We start from the raw sequence: 14,754 nt of genomic DNA on the forward strand, positions 1-14,754 counted from the left end.
CGTTTCTTTCCGCTAGTGCCGGGTGGTCGTGCTGACGGTGTCGTTCTGTGCCTGGTGGATCGCGCCGAGGTTCGCGTCCTGCGTCTGCAGGATGTTCCGGGCGTTCTCGAGGCTGCCGTGCGAGGCGGCCTCGATCGCCTTGGCCACCGCCCTGCCGGTGTCCAGCGTCGACGTACGCTCCGCCTCCAGGTTCGGGCGCAGGGACTTGCCGTAGTCGTCGTCGCCCTCCCAGCCGCTCGTCGCTGCCGCGCCGTCGGCGAAGTCGGCGACGATGGAACCGGACATGGCGGCGATCTTGTTGATGAGTTCGGCCGCCCTGCGGACCTCCTCCGCGTTCGCGGTGTAGCCGCCGCTCACGTCAGACATCGCGCTCGTCCTCCGCGTCCTCGTGGATCTCGTCCCGCAGCCGGTCGGACGCCCGGTGACCCGGCCGTTCCGTCCCGTCGTCCAGGACGGCGGGGCCGAAGATCGCGCGCCAGTCGACGTCCATCCCGGTCATCTCCGGTACCGCGTCGCTCGGCCGGGTGAAGGGCTCGAACGTCTCCATCACCTGCCGGGCCATCTGCGTCCGGGCGCGCTCCGCCGCCTCCAGGACGCTGCCGGCGAGCTCACCGGCGGTCATGGTCCGGTACTTGCCGTCCAGGAACCGCAGTCCGGTCAGCTCGCCCTGGTGGCCGACCGTGACCTCGACGGCGCGGTCCCGGGAGCGCACCGTGCAGGAGGCCTCGCGCAGTTCCGCCTCCGCCCTGGCCACGGCCTCCTGGGTGGCTTCGAGTTCGGCCATCGCCTCGGCCAGCCGCTGCTCGATCGACGCCACCGGGTCCTGGGGCGCGCCGCCGCCACGACCACCGTTCACCGTCCGCTCCCCGTTCACCGCCCGGTCCGCGTTCACCGTCCGCTCTCCGCTCCTCGTCCGCTCTCCGTTCCTCGTCCGGTCCGCGTTCATCGTCCGATCACCGCCGGAGCGCCTCCCTCGTCCGTGCCCCACACGTCGTCCTCCTCCTCGGTCTCCCAGTTCGACCGCACGCGGTCGCCGGACTCGGTGGCCCGGCCGCCCTGACCGCCGGGCATGCCCATCGGGACGTAGGGGGTGGAGGTCGTGACGGGCCGTCCGCCCCTGGTGATGACCACGTCCTCCTCGTCGTCGGCCGACGCGGCCCGGGACCTCGGCCGGCGGCGCAGCGCGGCGCCGTCGCCGTCGCTGAGCACCGAGCGGACGCGTTCGCCGTTCGAGCCGCCGGTGCCGCCCCCGCCACCCATGCCGCCCCCGCCACCCATGCCGCCCATGCCGCCCATGCCGCCCATGCCCATGGCGCCCATGCCGCCGAACGCCATCGGGTTCAGCGGCACTCCGCCGGAGCTCTGCTGGTCGGCCGTGGAGCCGCCCGTGGCCTCGGTCGAGTCACCGGTGGGGCCGCCGAGCGAGCCGCCGTCGTACGGGGTGCTGTCGTACTCCTCCCACGAGTCGGCGCCGGCGCCTCCGGTCGTGGTGTCACCGGTTCCGCCGAGGCCGGCCAGGTCCTGGCTCAAGGGAGTGGTCGAGAACCCGCCGCCGCTGAGATCGGGAAGCCCGGAGTTCAGGTCGTCGAGGCTGGACGGACTCCAGGTGGGCAGGTCGTCGTTCAGCCCGGAGGTGTCTCCGCCCGCACCGGAGCCGCCCGCACCGGAGCCGCCCGCGGTGTCGGTCTTCCCGGAGTCGCCGGAGCTGCCGGAGCCGGCCGGGGTGCCGTTGAGGTCGGAGGTCGTGACCGTGCCGTCGGGGTCGGTGGTGGTGACGGTGCCGTCCGTTTCGATGGTCTGTACGGTGCCGTCCGGGTACTTGGTGGTCAGCGAGCCGTCCGGGTTCAGCACCGTGGTGCTGCCGTCGGGGTTGGTGACCGGCTTGCCGGTGCCGAGAGGGTCGGTGTGGGTCGTTCCGTCCGGTGCGGTGGTGGTGACCGTGCCCTTGGACGGGTCGACGGTCTCCGTGGTGCCGTCCGGGAAGGTCCGCGTCAGTGTGCCGTCCGGGTTCAGCTTCGTGGTGGAGCCGTCCGGCCCGGTGACCGTGTCCTGTGCCGGGTTCAGTTGCGTGGTGTCGACGGTCCCGTCGGGTTTGGTGGTGGTGACGGTGCCGTCCGGTTCGATGGTCTGTACGGTGCCGTCCGGGTACTTGGTGGTCAGCGAGCCGTCCGGGTTCAGCACCGTGGTGCTGCCGTCGGGGTTGGTGACCGGCTTGCCCCGGTCGACGGGGCCGGTGGTGCTCTTGCCGTCGGGCGAGGTCGTGGTCAGGGTCCCGGTCACCGGATTGAGCACCGACATCGTGCCGTCGGGGTACGCCGTGGTCAGCGTCCCGTCCGAGTTCAGGGTGGTGGTGCTGCCGTCCGGGTTCCTGATGCTGTCGACGGACTTTCCGTCCGCCGTGCCGTTGCCGAAGTCGACGAGCGACCCGGTGCCCGGGTCTGTGCCACCCGCGCCGGCGAGGTCGTTGAGGTTCTTGGTCACGTCGTCGCCGAAGTCCCGCAGGCTGTCGTTCAGGCCGGTGACGTTCTCGCCGATCCCCTTGGCGGTGTCGTTCAGACCTTCGGTGACGTCCTTGCCGAAGTCGTTCATGCCCTTCGACATGTCGTCGCCGAAGTTCTTCAGCCCCTTGTTCAGGTCCTCGGTGAACTCGTTCAGGCCCTTGTTCATGTTCTGGCCGAACTGGTTCAGCCCCTCCATGGCCTTCTTGAGGGAGTCGCCCTCCTTCTCCGCCTCCTCCTTGCTGAGCTTGGCCTCGTCCGCCTGGTACATCTCGGTGAGGGTGCTGGTCCCCACGGTCCGCAGCGGAGCCCCGACGGCCTTCGAGAGGTCTATCCACCGGTTGTTCAGGGTCGACAACGCGCCGCGGGCGGCCTCTTCGACGTAGGAGTCCTGTACCTTCTGCCACTCCCTGACCGCCGCCTCGCCGAGCCGCTTCCAGGCCTCGGGCTTGGTGAGGTCCCCGTAGCTGGGGTGGTTCTGCCTGAAGGCGGCCCTCGTGCTGAACGAGTCCGCGTCGTATCCGCCGAACCGCCCGCTCATACGCCGGCGGTGGGTGAGCACGTGCGCGGCGTTGTTCGCGATCAGCCAATCGCTGAGTTCGTCCAGCTTGTCCACGACGACCTTGTGCGGATCGTGCTGACCCGTCGCGGCCCACTCGGCCCACGCCTGCTGCAACCAGCGGGCCTGGTCCCGCAGGTCGAACTGGGCCCTGGCCAGCGCGTCACCCACGGTAGAGGTGGACCAGTAGTTGTTGAGGGTGAGGTTCGCGGCCGTGTAGTCCCTGCCTCCGAGCTGATCGACGTAGCCGGTGTAGTTCCTGCGCAACTGTTTGATCAGACCACGGAAGACCCCGGCGGCCTTTCCGCGCCAGGCGGACTGTTCCGAGCCCAGGGCCTTCTCCCACTGGTCCAGCACATCGGCCTGGTCGACGAAGAACTTCTTCGCCCGGTCGAACGCCTGCGCCGTGCGTTCGAACGACCCCAGGTCGACGGCGTTGCTGTCCGGCACCCGCTGGCCGTCGAAGGAGAAGTCCTGCGTGGTGTACTTGTGGAAGAGCGCCCCGATCGCCTGCCTGCCCCCGAAGATGTACCTGGCCATGGCGGAGGCGTCCCACTGTTCACCCCCTATGCCGGTGAACGTGTTGTTGCCGTTCCACTGGTCGCCCACCTCGTCGCCGTTCTCCTCGAACAACGTCGCACGGCCGTTGTCGTTGGTCAGCACACCGATCAGCACGATCCGGACCCCGTGCATCTTGACGCCGCTGTGAGCGCCGTCGCCGCCCGAGGTGGTGTAGAAGACGAGGTCGTAGTCCTCACCCTCGTTGTGCACCTTGCGCCCGAAGTCGGACTTCACCACCGCCCGGGTCGGCAGGGTCTCCACTCCGTGCCTGAAGAGAGGGACACCCTCCTTGCTCTTGAGCTTTTCGAAAAGCTCGCCGCGGCTGGGCATGGCGAATCCGGTGAACAGGGTGACGGCCCTGGCCCAGTAGTCGTCGTCGGTGGTGGTGTCGTCGGCCACAGCGGGGCACTCCGTGGGTGGGAGGAAGAGATCAGGACTTGGTGGAGGAACCGCTCGATCCGGCCCCGGAAGCGAGGTCGCCGTCCACGTCGGCGAACAGGTCGAGAAGCTTCTCGCCGTCGATGGCGGTGAGACTGTCGCCCTGGTTCTTCAGCAGAGTGTCCAGAGTCGTCCGCAGGTTGCGCTCGAGGTCCTTGAAGAGGATCTGCTGTGCCTGGAAGACCTCGTCGGCGGACTTGGCGATGCCGGTCACCTGCGTGACCAGGCTCTTGCCGTGGACCAGGTCGTCGGCGCCCATGGTGCCGATGGCGAGGACCGGGTTCTGGTTCAGCGTCGAGGGGCTGGTACGTCCCTCCACCAGACTGCTGAGCGCCCGGACGGAGGTGCTCCCACTGCCCGGCAGGTCCTCGCGGATCTCCTTCAGCGCTTTGATGAACGCGGCCACGTCCTCCTCGAGGAACCGCTTGAGCTGCCCACTGTCGAGATGCGTCAGATCGGTCACTGTCTGTCTCCTGGATACTCGCCCGCCGTCCGGCCCCTCAGGGACGGACGGCGGGCGGCGGCGCGAGCGGACGGGGGAGGGGGCTCGCGCCCGGGGGTGGACTAGCGGCCGATGCCGACCTCGGACCACATCTGGGACAGCGAGTTCTCGCTGTACTTGTAGCTGCCGTGGATGTCGTTCAGCAGGGAGGCGTGCGAGGTGAGCAGCTGCTCCATCGTGGCGACCGCGCGGTCCCAGGCGGCCTGCTTCTCGCGGTAGACGTCGGCGTCCGCGCCGTACCAGGTCTTCTTCAGCTCACCGAGCTCCGCCTCCAGCGAGGCCAGGGTGGTGGCGATGGCCTTGGTCTGCTGGACCATGTCGTCGGCGGCGTTCTGCACGTACGCGTAGTCGACGTGGATGTAACCGTCTGTCAGGTTGTCGGACATCACGCTCTCGTCTCGTAGTCGGGGTGTGGGGTGAGGAGAACGGGATCAGCCCGAGAGCGCCTGGAAGGCCGCCTGGGACGCCTGGGACGCCTGCTGGACCGCGTCGTGCGACGCTGCCTGCGTCTTGGTGTGCTCCCGCAGGCTCAGACCGAGCTTCTCGATCATGTCCTGCAGGTTCTTCTGGATGACGCCGCACTGCTCGTCCCAGAGCTGCAGCAGTTGCCCGAACTGCGCTCCGTCGCTGCCCTGGTAACCCCGCGCCAGGTCGCCCCGGGTGCTGTCCACGTCCCGACGGCACCTCGTGATGCCGTTGAGGGCGGACTCGAGGGCGTGGATACCGTTCCGGGTCGACTGCGCGCTCGACTGCTGTCCGACACCTGCCATGGGTCTGCTCCTGGGGTTGATGAGTCGCTGGGTGAGACCGAGACGTAGATTAGGGCCGAACATGACTGGGAGCGCTCTCAGTTGAGCAACTTCTGAGCTGTCGGTCTCTGGGAAGCTGCCTTTTCGTACACCCGCGGGAAGCCGGTCGCCGCGTCCGGACATGGCGTCAGATGAGCCCGGCGCGTATGGCGTGGGCGACCGTGTGCACGCGGTTGCGCATGCCGAGGCGCAGCTGGACGGAGGTGAGGACGTTCTTGATGGTGCGCTCGGAGTAGTTCAGCTCGGCGGCGATCTCGGGCAGCGTCATTCCGGCCGACGCCAGGCGCAGCACCTCCAGGTCACGGTGGCTGAGCCCGGAGGCGGTCAGGCCCCTCGGCCCGAGCACTTCCCGCTGGATGTGTTCCAACTGGTCCAGCAATGTGCCCTGGACGGTCGCGGGCAGGTACGCCTGCCCCAGCGCCGCGGCGCGCACGGCCCGCACCAGTTTCGCCGCGTCGACCTCGGCACGCCACAGCACCGCCCGCACCCGCTGCCTCACGACAGCGGCCGGCTCGGCGTACCAGCCGCCGTCCGCGACCAGGACGAAGCGGGCCTGCGCCGGCGAGGGCAGGCCACTCAGCAGTTCCAGTGCCGAGGCGTCCACCCGTTGCACCCCGACCACCACGACCGCGGCCTCCCCGAGGGCCGTCAGGGCGATCTGCGGACTCCGGGCCAGGCACGCCTTCAGGGCGGTCTCGGTGAGCGGTTCCTCCGCGTGTACCGCCGCAAGCACCGTCTTCATCCGTCCTCCTCGGGACTCGCCGGGAACCGCTGGGTCCCGCTGGGAACCGCTGCTCAGGGCCCCGCCGGGAACCGCTGCTCAGGGCCCCGTGATCACCGCCCGGTGCGCCGTCCGCAGTGCGGCGCTCAGCCTACGACAGCCCGTCCGGCCGCCCGGAGCACGGGATTCCGGACGCCCGCCCGGAGGACTAGGAGCTACGCGGAGAGCGCGAGAAGAGCGCGAGAAGTGGGCGGGAAGAGCGCGCGGAGAGCACGCGGAGAGCGCGAGGAGCACGCAGTCCCGCGGGCCGGCACCTCGAACGGCGGGCGGTGAACCCGGTGTTCAGGCGCATGCTGTTGTCATGACATATGGCGGAGGTATCCTCACCCCGACCAGTGCCCCTCGGGGTGATTCTGCGGCTGAGGGGGTGCCCGGCGTGTTCTTCATCGACACCATGCCGACAGGGCTCGGCGACCGCGGCCACCCGGCCTGCGGCGAGCGGTAGCGGCCGGATCGCCGTGGCCGCCTCGCCGCGCCACGCGGCCCCGTCCGTCGCTGCGACGGCCCGGCCGGCAGCAGAGATGCCGAGCAGCACGGAGCCGCGCCTCCACCACGACCATGTCACCGGCGGGCCGGAGCCCGCCCGCGGCGCCGACACCGCTCCGGCCCCGCGGGCGACGGCGATCACCGGACGCCGACCGCACCACACCGCTCGGCCCCCGGGGAGAACGGAGGGCGGTCGCGTCGCCCGCCGGGCTGCTGAGGGGAAGAACGTGAAACCAGTCCGTGTGGCGCTGCACGCCGCGGAAGCGCTGACCAGGATCGGCCTGCTGACGTGGTTGCAGGAGAGCCCCCGGGTCGTCCTGACGGCGATGGAGGAGGCCGAGGCCGCGGTGGTCGCGGTCACGGTGCTCGATTCCCCGGCGCTGGAGGTGCTGCGCGGCCTGCCCGCACCGGCGGGCACCCGGTTCGTGCTGGTGGTGAGCGGCGGCTGGCACACCGACCTGGCGGTCGTCGCGGAACACGGGATAAGGGCGGTGCTGCGGCGCGCGGAGGTGGACGGCCCGGCGCTGGTCCGTGCGGTGCGTGACGTGGCGGAAGGGCGGGCCTGCCTGCCGCCGGGTGTCCAGGGCAGGCTGCTGGACCAGTTGGCATGCGTCCAGCGCGAGGTCCTGGGACCCAGGGGCCTGACCTGCTCCGGGCTCAGCGGCCGGGAACTCGACGTGCTGCGGCTGCTTTCCGAAGGGTTGACCCTGTCGGAGATCGCCGCCGAGCTGAACTACTCCGAGCGCACCATCAAGAACGTCCTCTCCGCCCTCCAGCTCCGCTTCGGGCTGCGCAACCGCGTGCAAGCGGTGTCGTACGCCATCCGCAGGGGCCTCATCTGACCGGAGGCCCGGTCCGGCGCTCCGCCCGGATCACCGCGAGCCATGACGTCGGGGCGGTCGCCGGGGCGGTCGCCAGGGCGATTGGCGGTGCGGTCGGCGGGGCGCCGCGCGACTAGTCTCGGGAGTATGGACGTGCACGGGTCCGCGCACACGCGGCTGGCCCTCCTGGCGGCGACCGAGCCCGGCATCGCCGAGAGCCAGATCTTCCGTCTGGCGCTGCACCACGCGGCGGCGGAACTGCAGGCGGTGGCGGGCGCCGTGCACCTGCGCGGGCCGACCTCCGCGCTGCGTCTGGTGTGCTCGGCCGGCCTGCCGCCGGCGTCGGCCGAACGCTGGGACATCGTCATGGCGGACGGACCGACGGTTCCGGCGGGAGCCGTGCGCGAGGGGCGCCACACCTGGGTTCCGGCGCGAACCGGCGGCACCGCCGACACCGGCGACACCAATGGCACCGACAGCACCGACAGCACCGGCAGCACCGACGGCACCGGCAGCACCGACGGCACCGGCAGCACCGACGGCATCGACAGCACCGCCGACACCGGCAGCACCGCCGACACCGTCGGGATCCCGGCGAGCCCATGGCCCGGTACCGGGCTCGCCTCCGTCCCGTTCTTCAGCGGGGACCGCGCCGTCGGCGCGATCACGCTGCTCACCGGCGACCGGGGAGAGCCGGGCGCGCGGGAGTGGGACTACCTGCGGGCCGTCGCCGCGTGGACCGAGCAGCGCATGCGCCAGGCACCGCCGCGCACCCAGCCGGCCCAGGAGACCCAGGAGGTGCTCGCGGGCGACCGGCTCCGGCAGGCGCTGAGGGGCGTCCCGATCGGCACCTGGGACTGGGACCTGCACACCGGCCACCTGGAGTGGGCCGACACCGCCGCCGCCATCTACGGCGCCCTCCCGGCCGACTACGAGCCCCGGATGGAGAACTGGCTGAAGTCCGTCCACCCCGACGACCTGCCGTCGGGGATGGCGGCCGCCGAGCGGGCGATCCGCGACTGCACCGGGTACGAGGCCGAGTACCGGATGCGGCGGCCCGACGGCAGCTACTGCTGGTGCCAGGCCCGTGGCTCGGTGGTGTGCGACGAGAGCGGCGTGCCCGTGCGGATGGTGGGCGTGGTCTGGGACAGCAGTGAGTCCCGCAGCGCCCGGGACGCCCTCGCCCGCGCACTGCGCATGATGAGCGACGGCTTCGTCCTGCTGGACGACACGGGGCGGATCGTCTTCGTCAACCTGGAGGCCGAGCGCGTCCTCGGCGCTCCCGAGCAGGAACTCCTGGGGCGCCTGCTGTGGGAGCTGCCCGCCGTGCGGGGCGTCCCCGACCTGGAGTCCCGCTGCCGGAAGGCCGGCGCCGCCGCGGCGGCGCCGGTGAGCTTCGACGTGTGGCTGAACCCCGACCACTGCCACCGCCTGCGGCTCGTCCCGGGGCCCTCCGGACTCACCGTCTATCTCACGGACGTCACCGAGAAGCGGCGGCGCGAGGCGGAACGCGCCGCCGCCCGGCGCGCCGCCGCCGAGCGTTCCGCACGGATCGCCGAGCTGACCGCCGCGCTCGCGAAGGCGATGACGTCGAGCGACGTCGTGGACGCGGTCGCCCAGCGGGTGCTCCCGCCGCTCGGAGCGAGCGGGCTGGTCGTGATCACGACCGTGGGCACCCGGACGCACGTCGTCGGAGCCGTCGGCTACCCGGTGCCGATGCTCGACACGCTCGACGGCCTCCGGATCGAGCCGGGCGACCCGGTCAGGGAAGCGCTGCTGACCGGTGCCCCGCTGTTCGTACCGTCGGCCGAGGAGTTCGCCAGGCGCTACCCCCGCAGGGCCCGCCTGCCGAGCCTGGCGGGCAAACAGGCGTGGGCCTTCCTGCCGCTGACCGTCTCCGGGCGTACCTTCGCCGTCTGCGTGGTCTCCTTCGACGAACCGCGCCGCCTCGCCCACGACGAGCAGACCCTGCTGACGACGATCAGCGCCCTGGTCGCGCACGCCCTCGAACGCGCCCGGCTCTACGACGCCGAGCACACCCGTTCCCAGGAACTGCAGCGCGCTCTGCTCCCCAGGGAGCTCCCGCGACTGCCGGAGTGCACGGTCGCGGCGCGTTTCCTGCCCGCCACGCAGGACGTGGGCGGCGACTGGTACGACGTGATCCCGCTGTCCGGGGGCCGCGTCGCGCTGGTGGCCGGGGACGTCATGGGGCACGGCCTGTCCGAGGCGGCCACCATGGGCCGGCTGCGCACCGCCGTGCACACCCTGGCCGACCTGGAACTTCCCCCCGACGAGCTGATGGGCCGCCTCAACCAGATCGTCGGCGGCCTCGGCGGGGACTCGTACGCCACCTGCCTCTACGCGGTCCACGACTCCACCACCGGCGTCTGCACCCTGACGCTGGCCGGTCACCCCCCGCCCGCCGTGGTCGAGCCGGACGGCCGCGTCCACTTCCCCGAGCTGTCCCCCGACCCGCCGCTCGGTGCGGCGCAACCGCCCTTCCGGGCAAGCGAGTTGAGGGTGGAGGACGGAACTCTGCTCGCGCTGTACACCGACGGTCTGGTGGAGTCCGGGGGCCGCGAGATCGGCCAGGGCATGGCCGACCTCGCGGCGCTGCTGCGCACGGCCGGCCGTGACGACCTGGAGCGGCTCTGCGACCTCGTCACCTCGAAGCTGCTTCCCGACGAGCCGGCCACTGCCTCCGACGACGCGGTCCTCCTCCTCGCCCGTCTCCACACCCTGTCCGGCGACCGGGTGGCCGCCTGGCAGCTGCCCGACGACCCGCGGGCGGCGGGTCGGGCGCGGGAGCACGTCCGGGACCAGCTTCCCCGCTGGGGGCTCGACGAGCTGGTGATGACGACCGAACTCATCGTGAGCGAGCTCGTCGGGAACGTGGTCCGGCACGCGCGGGGGCCGGCGCGGCTCCGGCTGCTCCACACGCGGCCGGCCGGGCTGGTCTGCGAGGTGTCCGACGGGAGCCTGACGACACCCCGCATCCGTCACGCCTCCGCGATGGACGAGGGCGGGCGCGGTCTGCAGTTGGTCGCGGCGCTGTGCCGGCGGTGGGGCGCGCGCTACACGGCGACGGGGAAGTGCATCTGGGCCGAGCAGGCGCTGTCCGCCGACGGCCACGAGCCGCCGTGGGAGCCGGCGGCCGGCGCCGGATTCTGAGCGGCATTCCCGGAGGGCTTCGCCACCCTCGTTCCGCTCCCGCTTCCCGTCCCGCCTACCATGCGCAGCCGTACGTCAGTCCAGCCGCCGGCCCGTCGCCGGTCCTGTGCGGCCGCCGCCCGACCCAGGAGCACGGAACCGGTGTCCATACCCCCTCCCCCCGGCCCCCAGCAGCCGCAAGAGCCCTGGCAGCCGCCCCATCAGCCGCACCCCCGGGGACCGGCTTCCCCCCAGGGGCCCTCCCAGGGACCTGCTTCCCCCCAGGGACCGACCTCGCCGCAGGGCCCGGCGCACCCGCCAGGTCCGCAGGGGCCGCAGAACCCGTACGGGACTCCCCCGTACCAGCCGTGGGCGCAGGGCTACCACCCGTTCAACCGGCCGGCCCCGGTCAACGGGGTCGCCGTCGGCGCGCTGGTCCTGGGCCTGATGTGCTTCTTCCCCGGCGCCGGACTGGTGCTGGGGCTTGTCGCGCTGCGGCAGATCAGGCGGCGTCAGGAACGCGGCCGGGGCATGGCCGTGGCCGGCGCGGTCCTGTCCGGCACCGGGCTCGCCCTGTGGGCGCTGGCGATCGCCGGCGGTGTCCCGGCCGACGTCTGGGCCGGTTTCAAGGACGCGGCCCGGGGCGACGGCAGTGCCTACTCCCTCCGCACCGGCGAGTGCTTCGACGAGCCCGGCGGCTCCCTGGAGGGCGAGACCTACGACGTCGACGAGGTGCCGTGCGCGGGCGAGCACGACGGCGAGGTCTTCGCCTCCTTCACGATGAAGGGCTACCGCTCCTACCCCGGCGACGGCAAGGTCACGGACGTCGCCGACGCCCGCTGCTACGCGCTGCGTTACGACTACGCGATGGACGCCTGGGCCGTGCCCGACGACGTGGACGTCTACTACCTGACGCCGACCCGGCAGAGCTGGGCCCTCGGCGACCGGGGGGTCACCTGCGTCTTCGGCAACACGGACGAGCGGGGCACCCTGACCGGCTCCCTGCGCAACGACGGCTCCCGGCTGAACGCCGACCAGATCGCCTACCTGCACGCCGTCAACGTCGAGAACAAGGTCCTGGACACACAGCCCGTGGACACCCCCGACGACGACCTCGACGCAAGCCGGGAGTGGGCCGGGCGGCTGTCCGCCGCGCTCACCGAGGAAGCCGGGCTGCTGCGCGGCCACGCGTGGCCCGCCGCCGCGAAGCAGCCGGTCGCGGCCGTGGCCGAGGACGTCCGGGCGGCCCAGAAGGAGTGGGCGCGGGCCGCGCGGGCCACCGACCCGGACACCTTCTACGAGCACTACGGCCGGGCGATGGCCCACTCAGCCACCGACGACTCGGTCACCGCCCGCAAGGCCCTCGGGCTGGACAGCACCCCGCCCGCCGACGCGGAAGGCGACGGCGGGGGAGGCGGCGGCGAACTGGAGGTGTGACAACGGCCGGAGCGGGGAGAAAGTGCCTGCGTGAAACCCCCGGCCCGCACAAGTCATCACTTCGAGTGATTGTCTGGCCTTCAGTTGCACGCTCCGAGCCTCGGTTGCCAGGCTGTTGCCGCATGTACAACCTGACGGGAGCGGCCAGTGACCATCGGTGAACAGCCGGCGTACCTGCGCGTCGCGGGTGATCTCCGCAAGAAGATCGTCGACGGTTCACTGCCCCCGCACACCCGCCTCCCCTCCCAGGCCAGGATCCGCGAGGAGTACGGGGTCTCGGACACGGTCGCCCTGGAGGCCCGCAAGGTGCTGATGGCCGAGGGCCTGGTCGAGGGCCGCTCCGGCTCGGGGACGTACGTGCGCGAGCGCCCCGTGCCCCGGCGCGTCTTCCGTTCCGGCTTCCGCCCGGACGGCGGGGCCACGCCCTTCCGCCAGGAGCAGGCCGCCGGCGAGGCGCACGGCACCTGGGAGTCCGGCAGCGAGCAGACCACGGCCTGTGCCGCCGTCGCCGCGCGGCTCGGCATCGACCCCGGCGACCGCGTGATGCGCACGCGGTACGTGTTCCGCGAGGGCGGTGAGGCGATGATGCTCTCCACTTCCTGGGAGCCCCTGGAGGTCACCGGCCGCACCCCCGTGATGCTCCCCGAGGAGGGCCCGCTCGGCGGCATGGGCGTCGTCGAGCGCATGGCGGCGATCGACATCGTCGTGGACAACGTCACCGAGGAGGTCGGCGCGCGCCCCGGCCTCGCCGAGGAACTGCACGCCCTGGGCGGCGTCCCCGGTCATGTCGTCCTGGTCATCCAGCGCACCTTCTACGCATCGGGCCGTGCCGTGGAGACGGCGGACGTGGTCGTTCCGGCCGATCGCTACCGGGTCGCGTACCACCTCCCGGTGAAATAGCGCACACCCCCGCGCCGCCCACGCCCCGCGGCTCCCGTTCCCGGCGGTCGCGCGCCCCCTCGCCGGGCCGCTCGGAATTGGCCGTTCTCGCAGGTCGTCCCCGTGCTGCCCGGCACGCCGCTGACCGGAGGCAGTACGCTTCCCGGGCGGCGCACGGGGCATCGTGCGCCCCCCTGGTGCTGGCCGGTTGCGTACCTCTTCGTAAAAAGCCGTGTTCGGTGCGTAAAGGTTAGGCGTAGGCTCGGGCATATGCGGATTGCGGTTTCCTTAGCGGGCGGGGCCCGGCGCCAGCCGTCGAGCGGCGGTGCACGGGCCGAAGCGGGAAAGAGCGGTGGGACGCGATGAACGACGGCACGATCACTCTTCCCTGGCTCGTCATACGTCAGGACGACAACGGCAATCGCTACCGCGTGGGCCGGTACGCCACCCGCGCCGAGGCCCAGAAGATCGCCGACAGCCTCGACAACCGCGGACACAAGCAGCTCTACTGGGTCGAGCGGATCACCCCGAGCGCCCCCGGCGTCGACGGCTGACGCCCACGCACCCCGCCTCCGGCCTGCCGTAGGCTCCCGCGCATGACGGAACGGATCGTGGTGGTGGGAGCCGCCCTGCTGGACGGCGGACGCCTGCTCGCCGCGCGCCGCAGCGCGCCCCCCGACCTCGCCGGACGCTGGGAACTGCCCGGCGGCAAGGTGGAGCCCGGCGAGAGTCCCGAAGCGGCCCTCGTGCGCGAACTGCGCGAGGAACTCGGCGTGGACGCCGAGCCCGTGGAGCGCATCCCCGGCGAGTGGCCGCTGAGACCGCCGTACGTCCTCGCGGTGTGGACCGCCCGGCTGCGCCCCGGCTCCGGTGACCCCGAGCCCCTCCAGGACCACGACGCACTGCGCTGGCTCGGCCCCGGCGAACTGTGGGACGTGGACTGGCTCGACCAGGACGTGCCCGCGGTCCGCGAGGCAGCCGCCCACCTGCCCGCCGAATAGCCCCGAACCCGCGCCCGCCCGCTCCCGCACCACGCCGCCGCGGTCCCGCTCCCGCACCGCGCCGCCGCGGTCCCGCTCCCGCACCGCGCCGCCGCGGTCCCGCTCCTGCACCGCGCCGCCGCGGTCCCGCTCCTGCACCGCGCCGCCGCGGCCCCGCTCCCGCACCACGCCGCCGCGGCCCCGCCTCCGCACACTGCCGCCGCGGCCCCGCCGCCGCGGACCCGCCCCCGTGGACCGTCTGCGATGGGCGGATTACGGGATGCCCAATATCGGGTATCTCCCCATCAAGCCCACGAAAAAGGGCATGGGTGTGTTCGGGGGTTCTGGGAAGTGATCGGTGTGTTCGACACCGTGGGCGACTGCGCCGAATGGACCTTCGCCGCGGAACCGGGCGCCGCCCGGGCCGCGCGGGCCGCTGTCCGCGGCCGGCTGCGCACCTGGTGCCTCGACTCCCTCGGCGACCTCGCCGCCCTGCTGGTCAGCGAGTTGGTGACCAATTCCCTGTGCCACGCCACCGGCCCCATCGGGGTCCGCCTCGTGCGTACCGCCGCCCCGGGCGACGTCCTGCTGGTGGAGGTCTCCGACCCGCTCCCCGACCTGCCCCTGGAACGTGAGGCGCGCGCCGAGGACGAGAGCGGCCGTGGCCTGATGCTGGTCGCGATGACCTCGCGCCGCTGGGGCACCCGGCCCCGCGCGAGCGGAAAGACGGTGTGGTTCGAACTCGCCCTGCCGGGCTGAGGGCGTACGGCCGGCCGGAACCGGCCGGAGCGCGTCCCCGGACCCTCTACGGCCCACCGTGCCCTGTCCACCGGCCGGTTCGCGTCAGTGACCG

General features: G+C 72.2%; 14 protein-coding genes. 7 read left to right on the plus strand and 7 right to left on the minus strand.

Annotated features, from left to right (window positions below; all coding sequences use genetic code 11):
- Window positions 1-12 precede the first annotated feature (12 nt).
- The 7 genes from VKA29_RS21260 to VKA29_RS21290 form a co-directional block, all read right to left on the minus strand.
- Entirely contained in the window at window positions 13-366 is a 354-nt protein-coding gene (locus VKA29_RS21260; protein WP_324787471.1) for a hypothetical protein, read from the minus strand.
- Complete coding sequence (locus VKA29_RS21265; protein WP_324787560.1) at window positions 359-784, minus strand: YbaB/EbfC family nucleoid-associated protein; 426 nt, start codon at window positions 782-784, stop codon at window positions 359-361. The genes VKA29_RS21260 and VKA29_RS21265 overlap by 8 nt, the downstream gene beginning before the upstream one ends.
- 158 nt (window positions 785-942) lie before the next feature.
- Complete coding sequence (locus VKA29_RS21270) at window positions 943-4,017, minus strand: AAWKG family protein (RefSeq protein ID WP_324787472.1); 3,075 nt, start codon at window positions 4,015-4,017, stop codon at window positions 943-945.
- 31 nt (window positions 4,018-4,048) lie between these two features.
- Window positions 4,049-4,519: a type VII secretion system-associated protein gene (locus tag VKA29_RS21275; RefSeq protein WP_324787473.1), complete on the minus strand. Its 471-nt coding sequence runs from the start codon at window positions 4,517-4,519 to the stop codon at window positions 4,049-4,051.
- Window positions 4,520-4,620: 101 nt separating this feature from the next.
- The gene (locus VKA29_RS21280) at window positions 4,621-4,944 is read right to left on the minus strand and encodes a WXG100 family type VII secretion target (RefSeq protein ID WP_324787474.1); all 324 of its coding nucleotides are present in this window, start codon (window positions 4,942-4,944) and stop codon (window positions 4,621-4,623) included.
- Window positions 4,945-4,989: 45 nt separating this feature from the next.
- Window positions 4,990-5,328 (minus strand): hypothetical protein, encoded by a 339-nt coding sequence (locus VKA29_RS21285; RefSeq protein ID WP_324787475.1) that lies wholly within the window; start codon window positions 5,326-5,328, stop codon window positions 4,990-4,992.
- Window positions 5,329-5,494: 166 nt separating this feature from the next.
- Window positions 5,495-6,109 carry a response regulator transcription factor gene (locus tag VKA29_RS21290; RefSeq protein ID WP_324787476.1) on the minus strand — a complete coding sequence of 205 codons (615 nt, stop codon included), beginning with the start codon at window positions 6,107-6,109 and terminating at the stop codon, window positions 5,495-5,497.
- 752 nt (window positions 6,110-6,861) lie between these two features.
- On the opposite strand from VKA29_RS21290, the gene VKA29_RS21295 reads away from it, so the two are divergent.
- The 7 genes from VKA29_RS21295 to VKA29_RS21325 all read left to right on the plus strand — a co-directional run bounded on the left by VKA29_RS21295 (window position 6,862) and on the right by VKA29_RS21325 (window position 14,660).
- Window positions 6,862-7,476 (plus strand): response regulator transcription factor, encoded by a 615-nt coding sequence (locus VKA29_RS21295; protein ID WP_324787477.1) that lies wholly within the window; start codon window positions 6,862-6,864, stop codon window positions 7,474-7,476.
- 126 nt (window positions 7,477-7,602) lie between these two features.
- The gene (locus tag VKA29_RS21300) at window positions 7,603-10,626 is read left to right on the plus strand and encodes a SpoIIE family protein phosphatase (protein WP_324787478.1); all 3,024 of its coding nucleotides are present in this window, start codon (window positions 7,603-7,605) and stop codon (window positions 10,624-10,626) included.
- Between the two features lie 141 nt (window positions 10,627-10,767).
- Window positions 10,768-12,042, plus strand: a complete 1,275-nt coding sequence (locus tag VKA29_RS21305) for a DUF4190 domain-containing protein (protein ID WP_324787479.1) — start codon at window positions 10,768-10,770, stop codon at window positions 12,040-12,042.
- Window positions 12,043-12,189: 147 nt separating this feature from the next.
- Complete coding sequence (locus VKA29_RS21310; protein WP_324787480.1) at window positions 12,190-12,942, plus strand: GntR family transcriptional regulator; 753 nt, start codon at window positions 12,190-12,192, stop codon at window positions 12,940-12,942.
- A gap of 341 nt (window positions 12,943-13,283) precedes the next feature.
- Window positions 13,284-13,475, plus strand: coding sequence for an SPOR domain-containing protein (locus VKA29_RS21315; RefSeq protein WP_324787481.1), 192 nt, complete (start codon window positions 13,284-13,286; stop codon window positions 13,473-13,475).
- A gap of 42 nt (window positions 13,476-13,517) precedes the next feature.
- Window positions 13,518-13,922, plus strand: a complete 405-nt coding sequence (locus VKA29_RS21320) for a (deoxy)nucleoside triphosphate pyrophosphohydrolase (protein ID WP_324787482.1) — start codon at window positions 13,518-13,520, stop codon at window positions 13,920-13,922.
- 330 nt (window positions 13,923-14,252) lie between these two features.
- Window positions 14,253-14,660 carry an ATP-binding protein gene (locus VKA29_RS21325; protein ID WP_324787483.1) on the plus strand — a complete coding sequence of 136 codons (408 nt, stop codon included), beginning with the start codon at window positions 14,253-14,255 and terminating at the stop codon, window positions 14,658-14,660.
- The last annotated feature ends 94 nt before the right edge of the window (window positions 14,661-14,754 follow it).

Origin of the sequence: Streptomyces sp. H51, from assembly GCF_035656535.1 — a bacterium.
Taxonomy (GTDB): domain Bacteria; phylum Actinomycetota; class Actinomycetes; order Streptomycetales; family Streptomycetaceae; genus Streptomyces.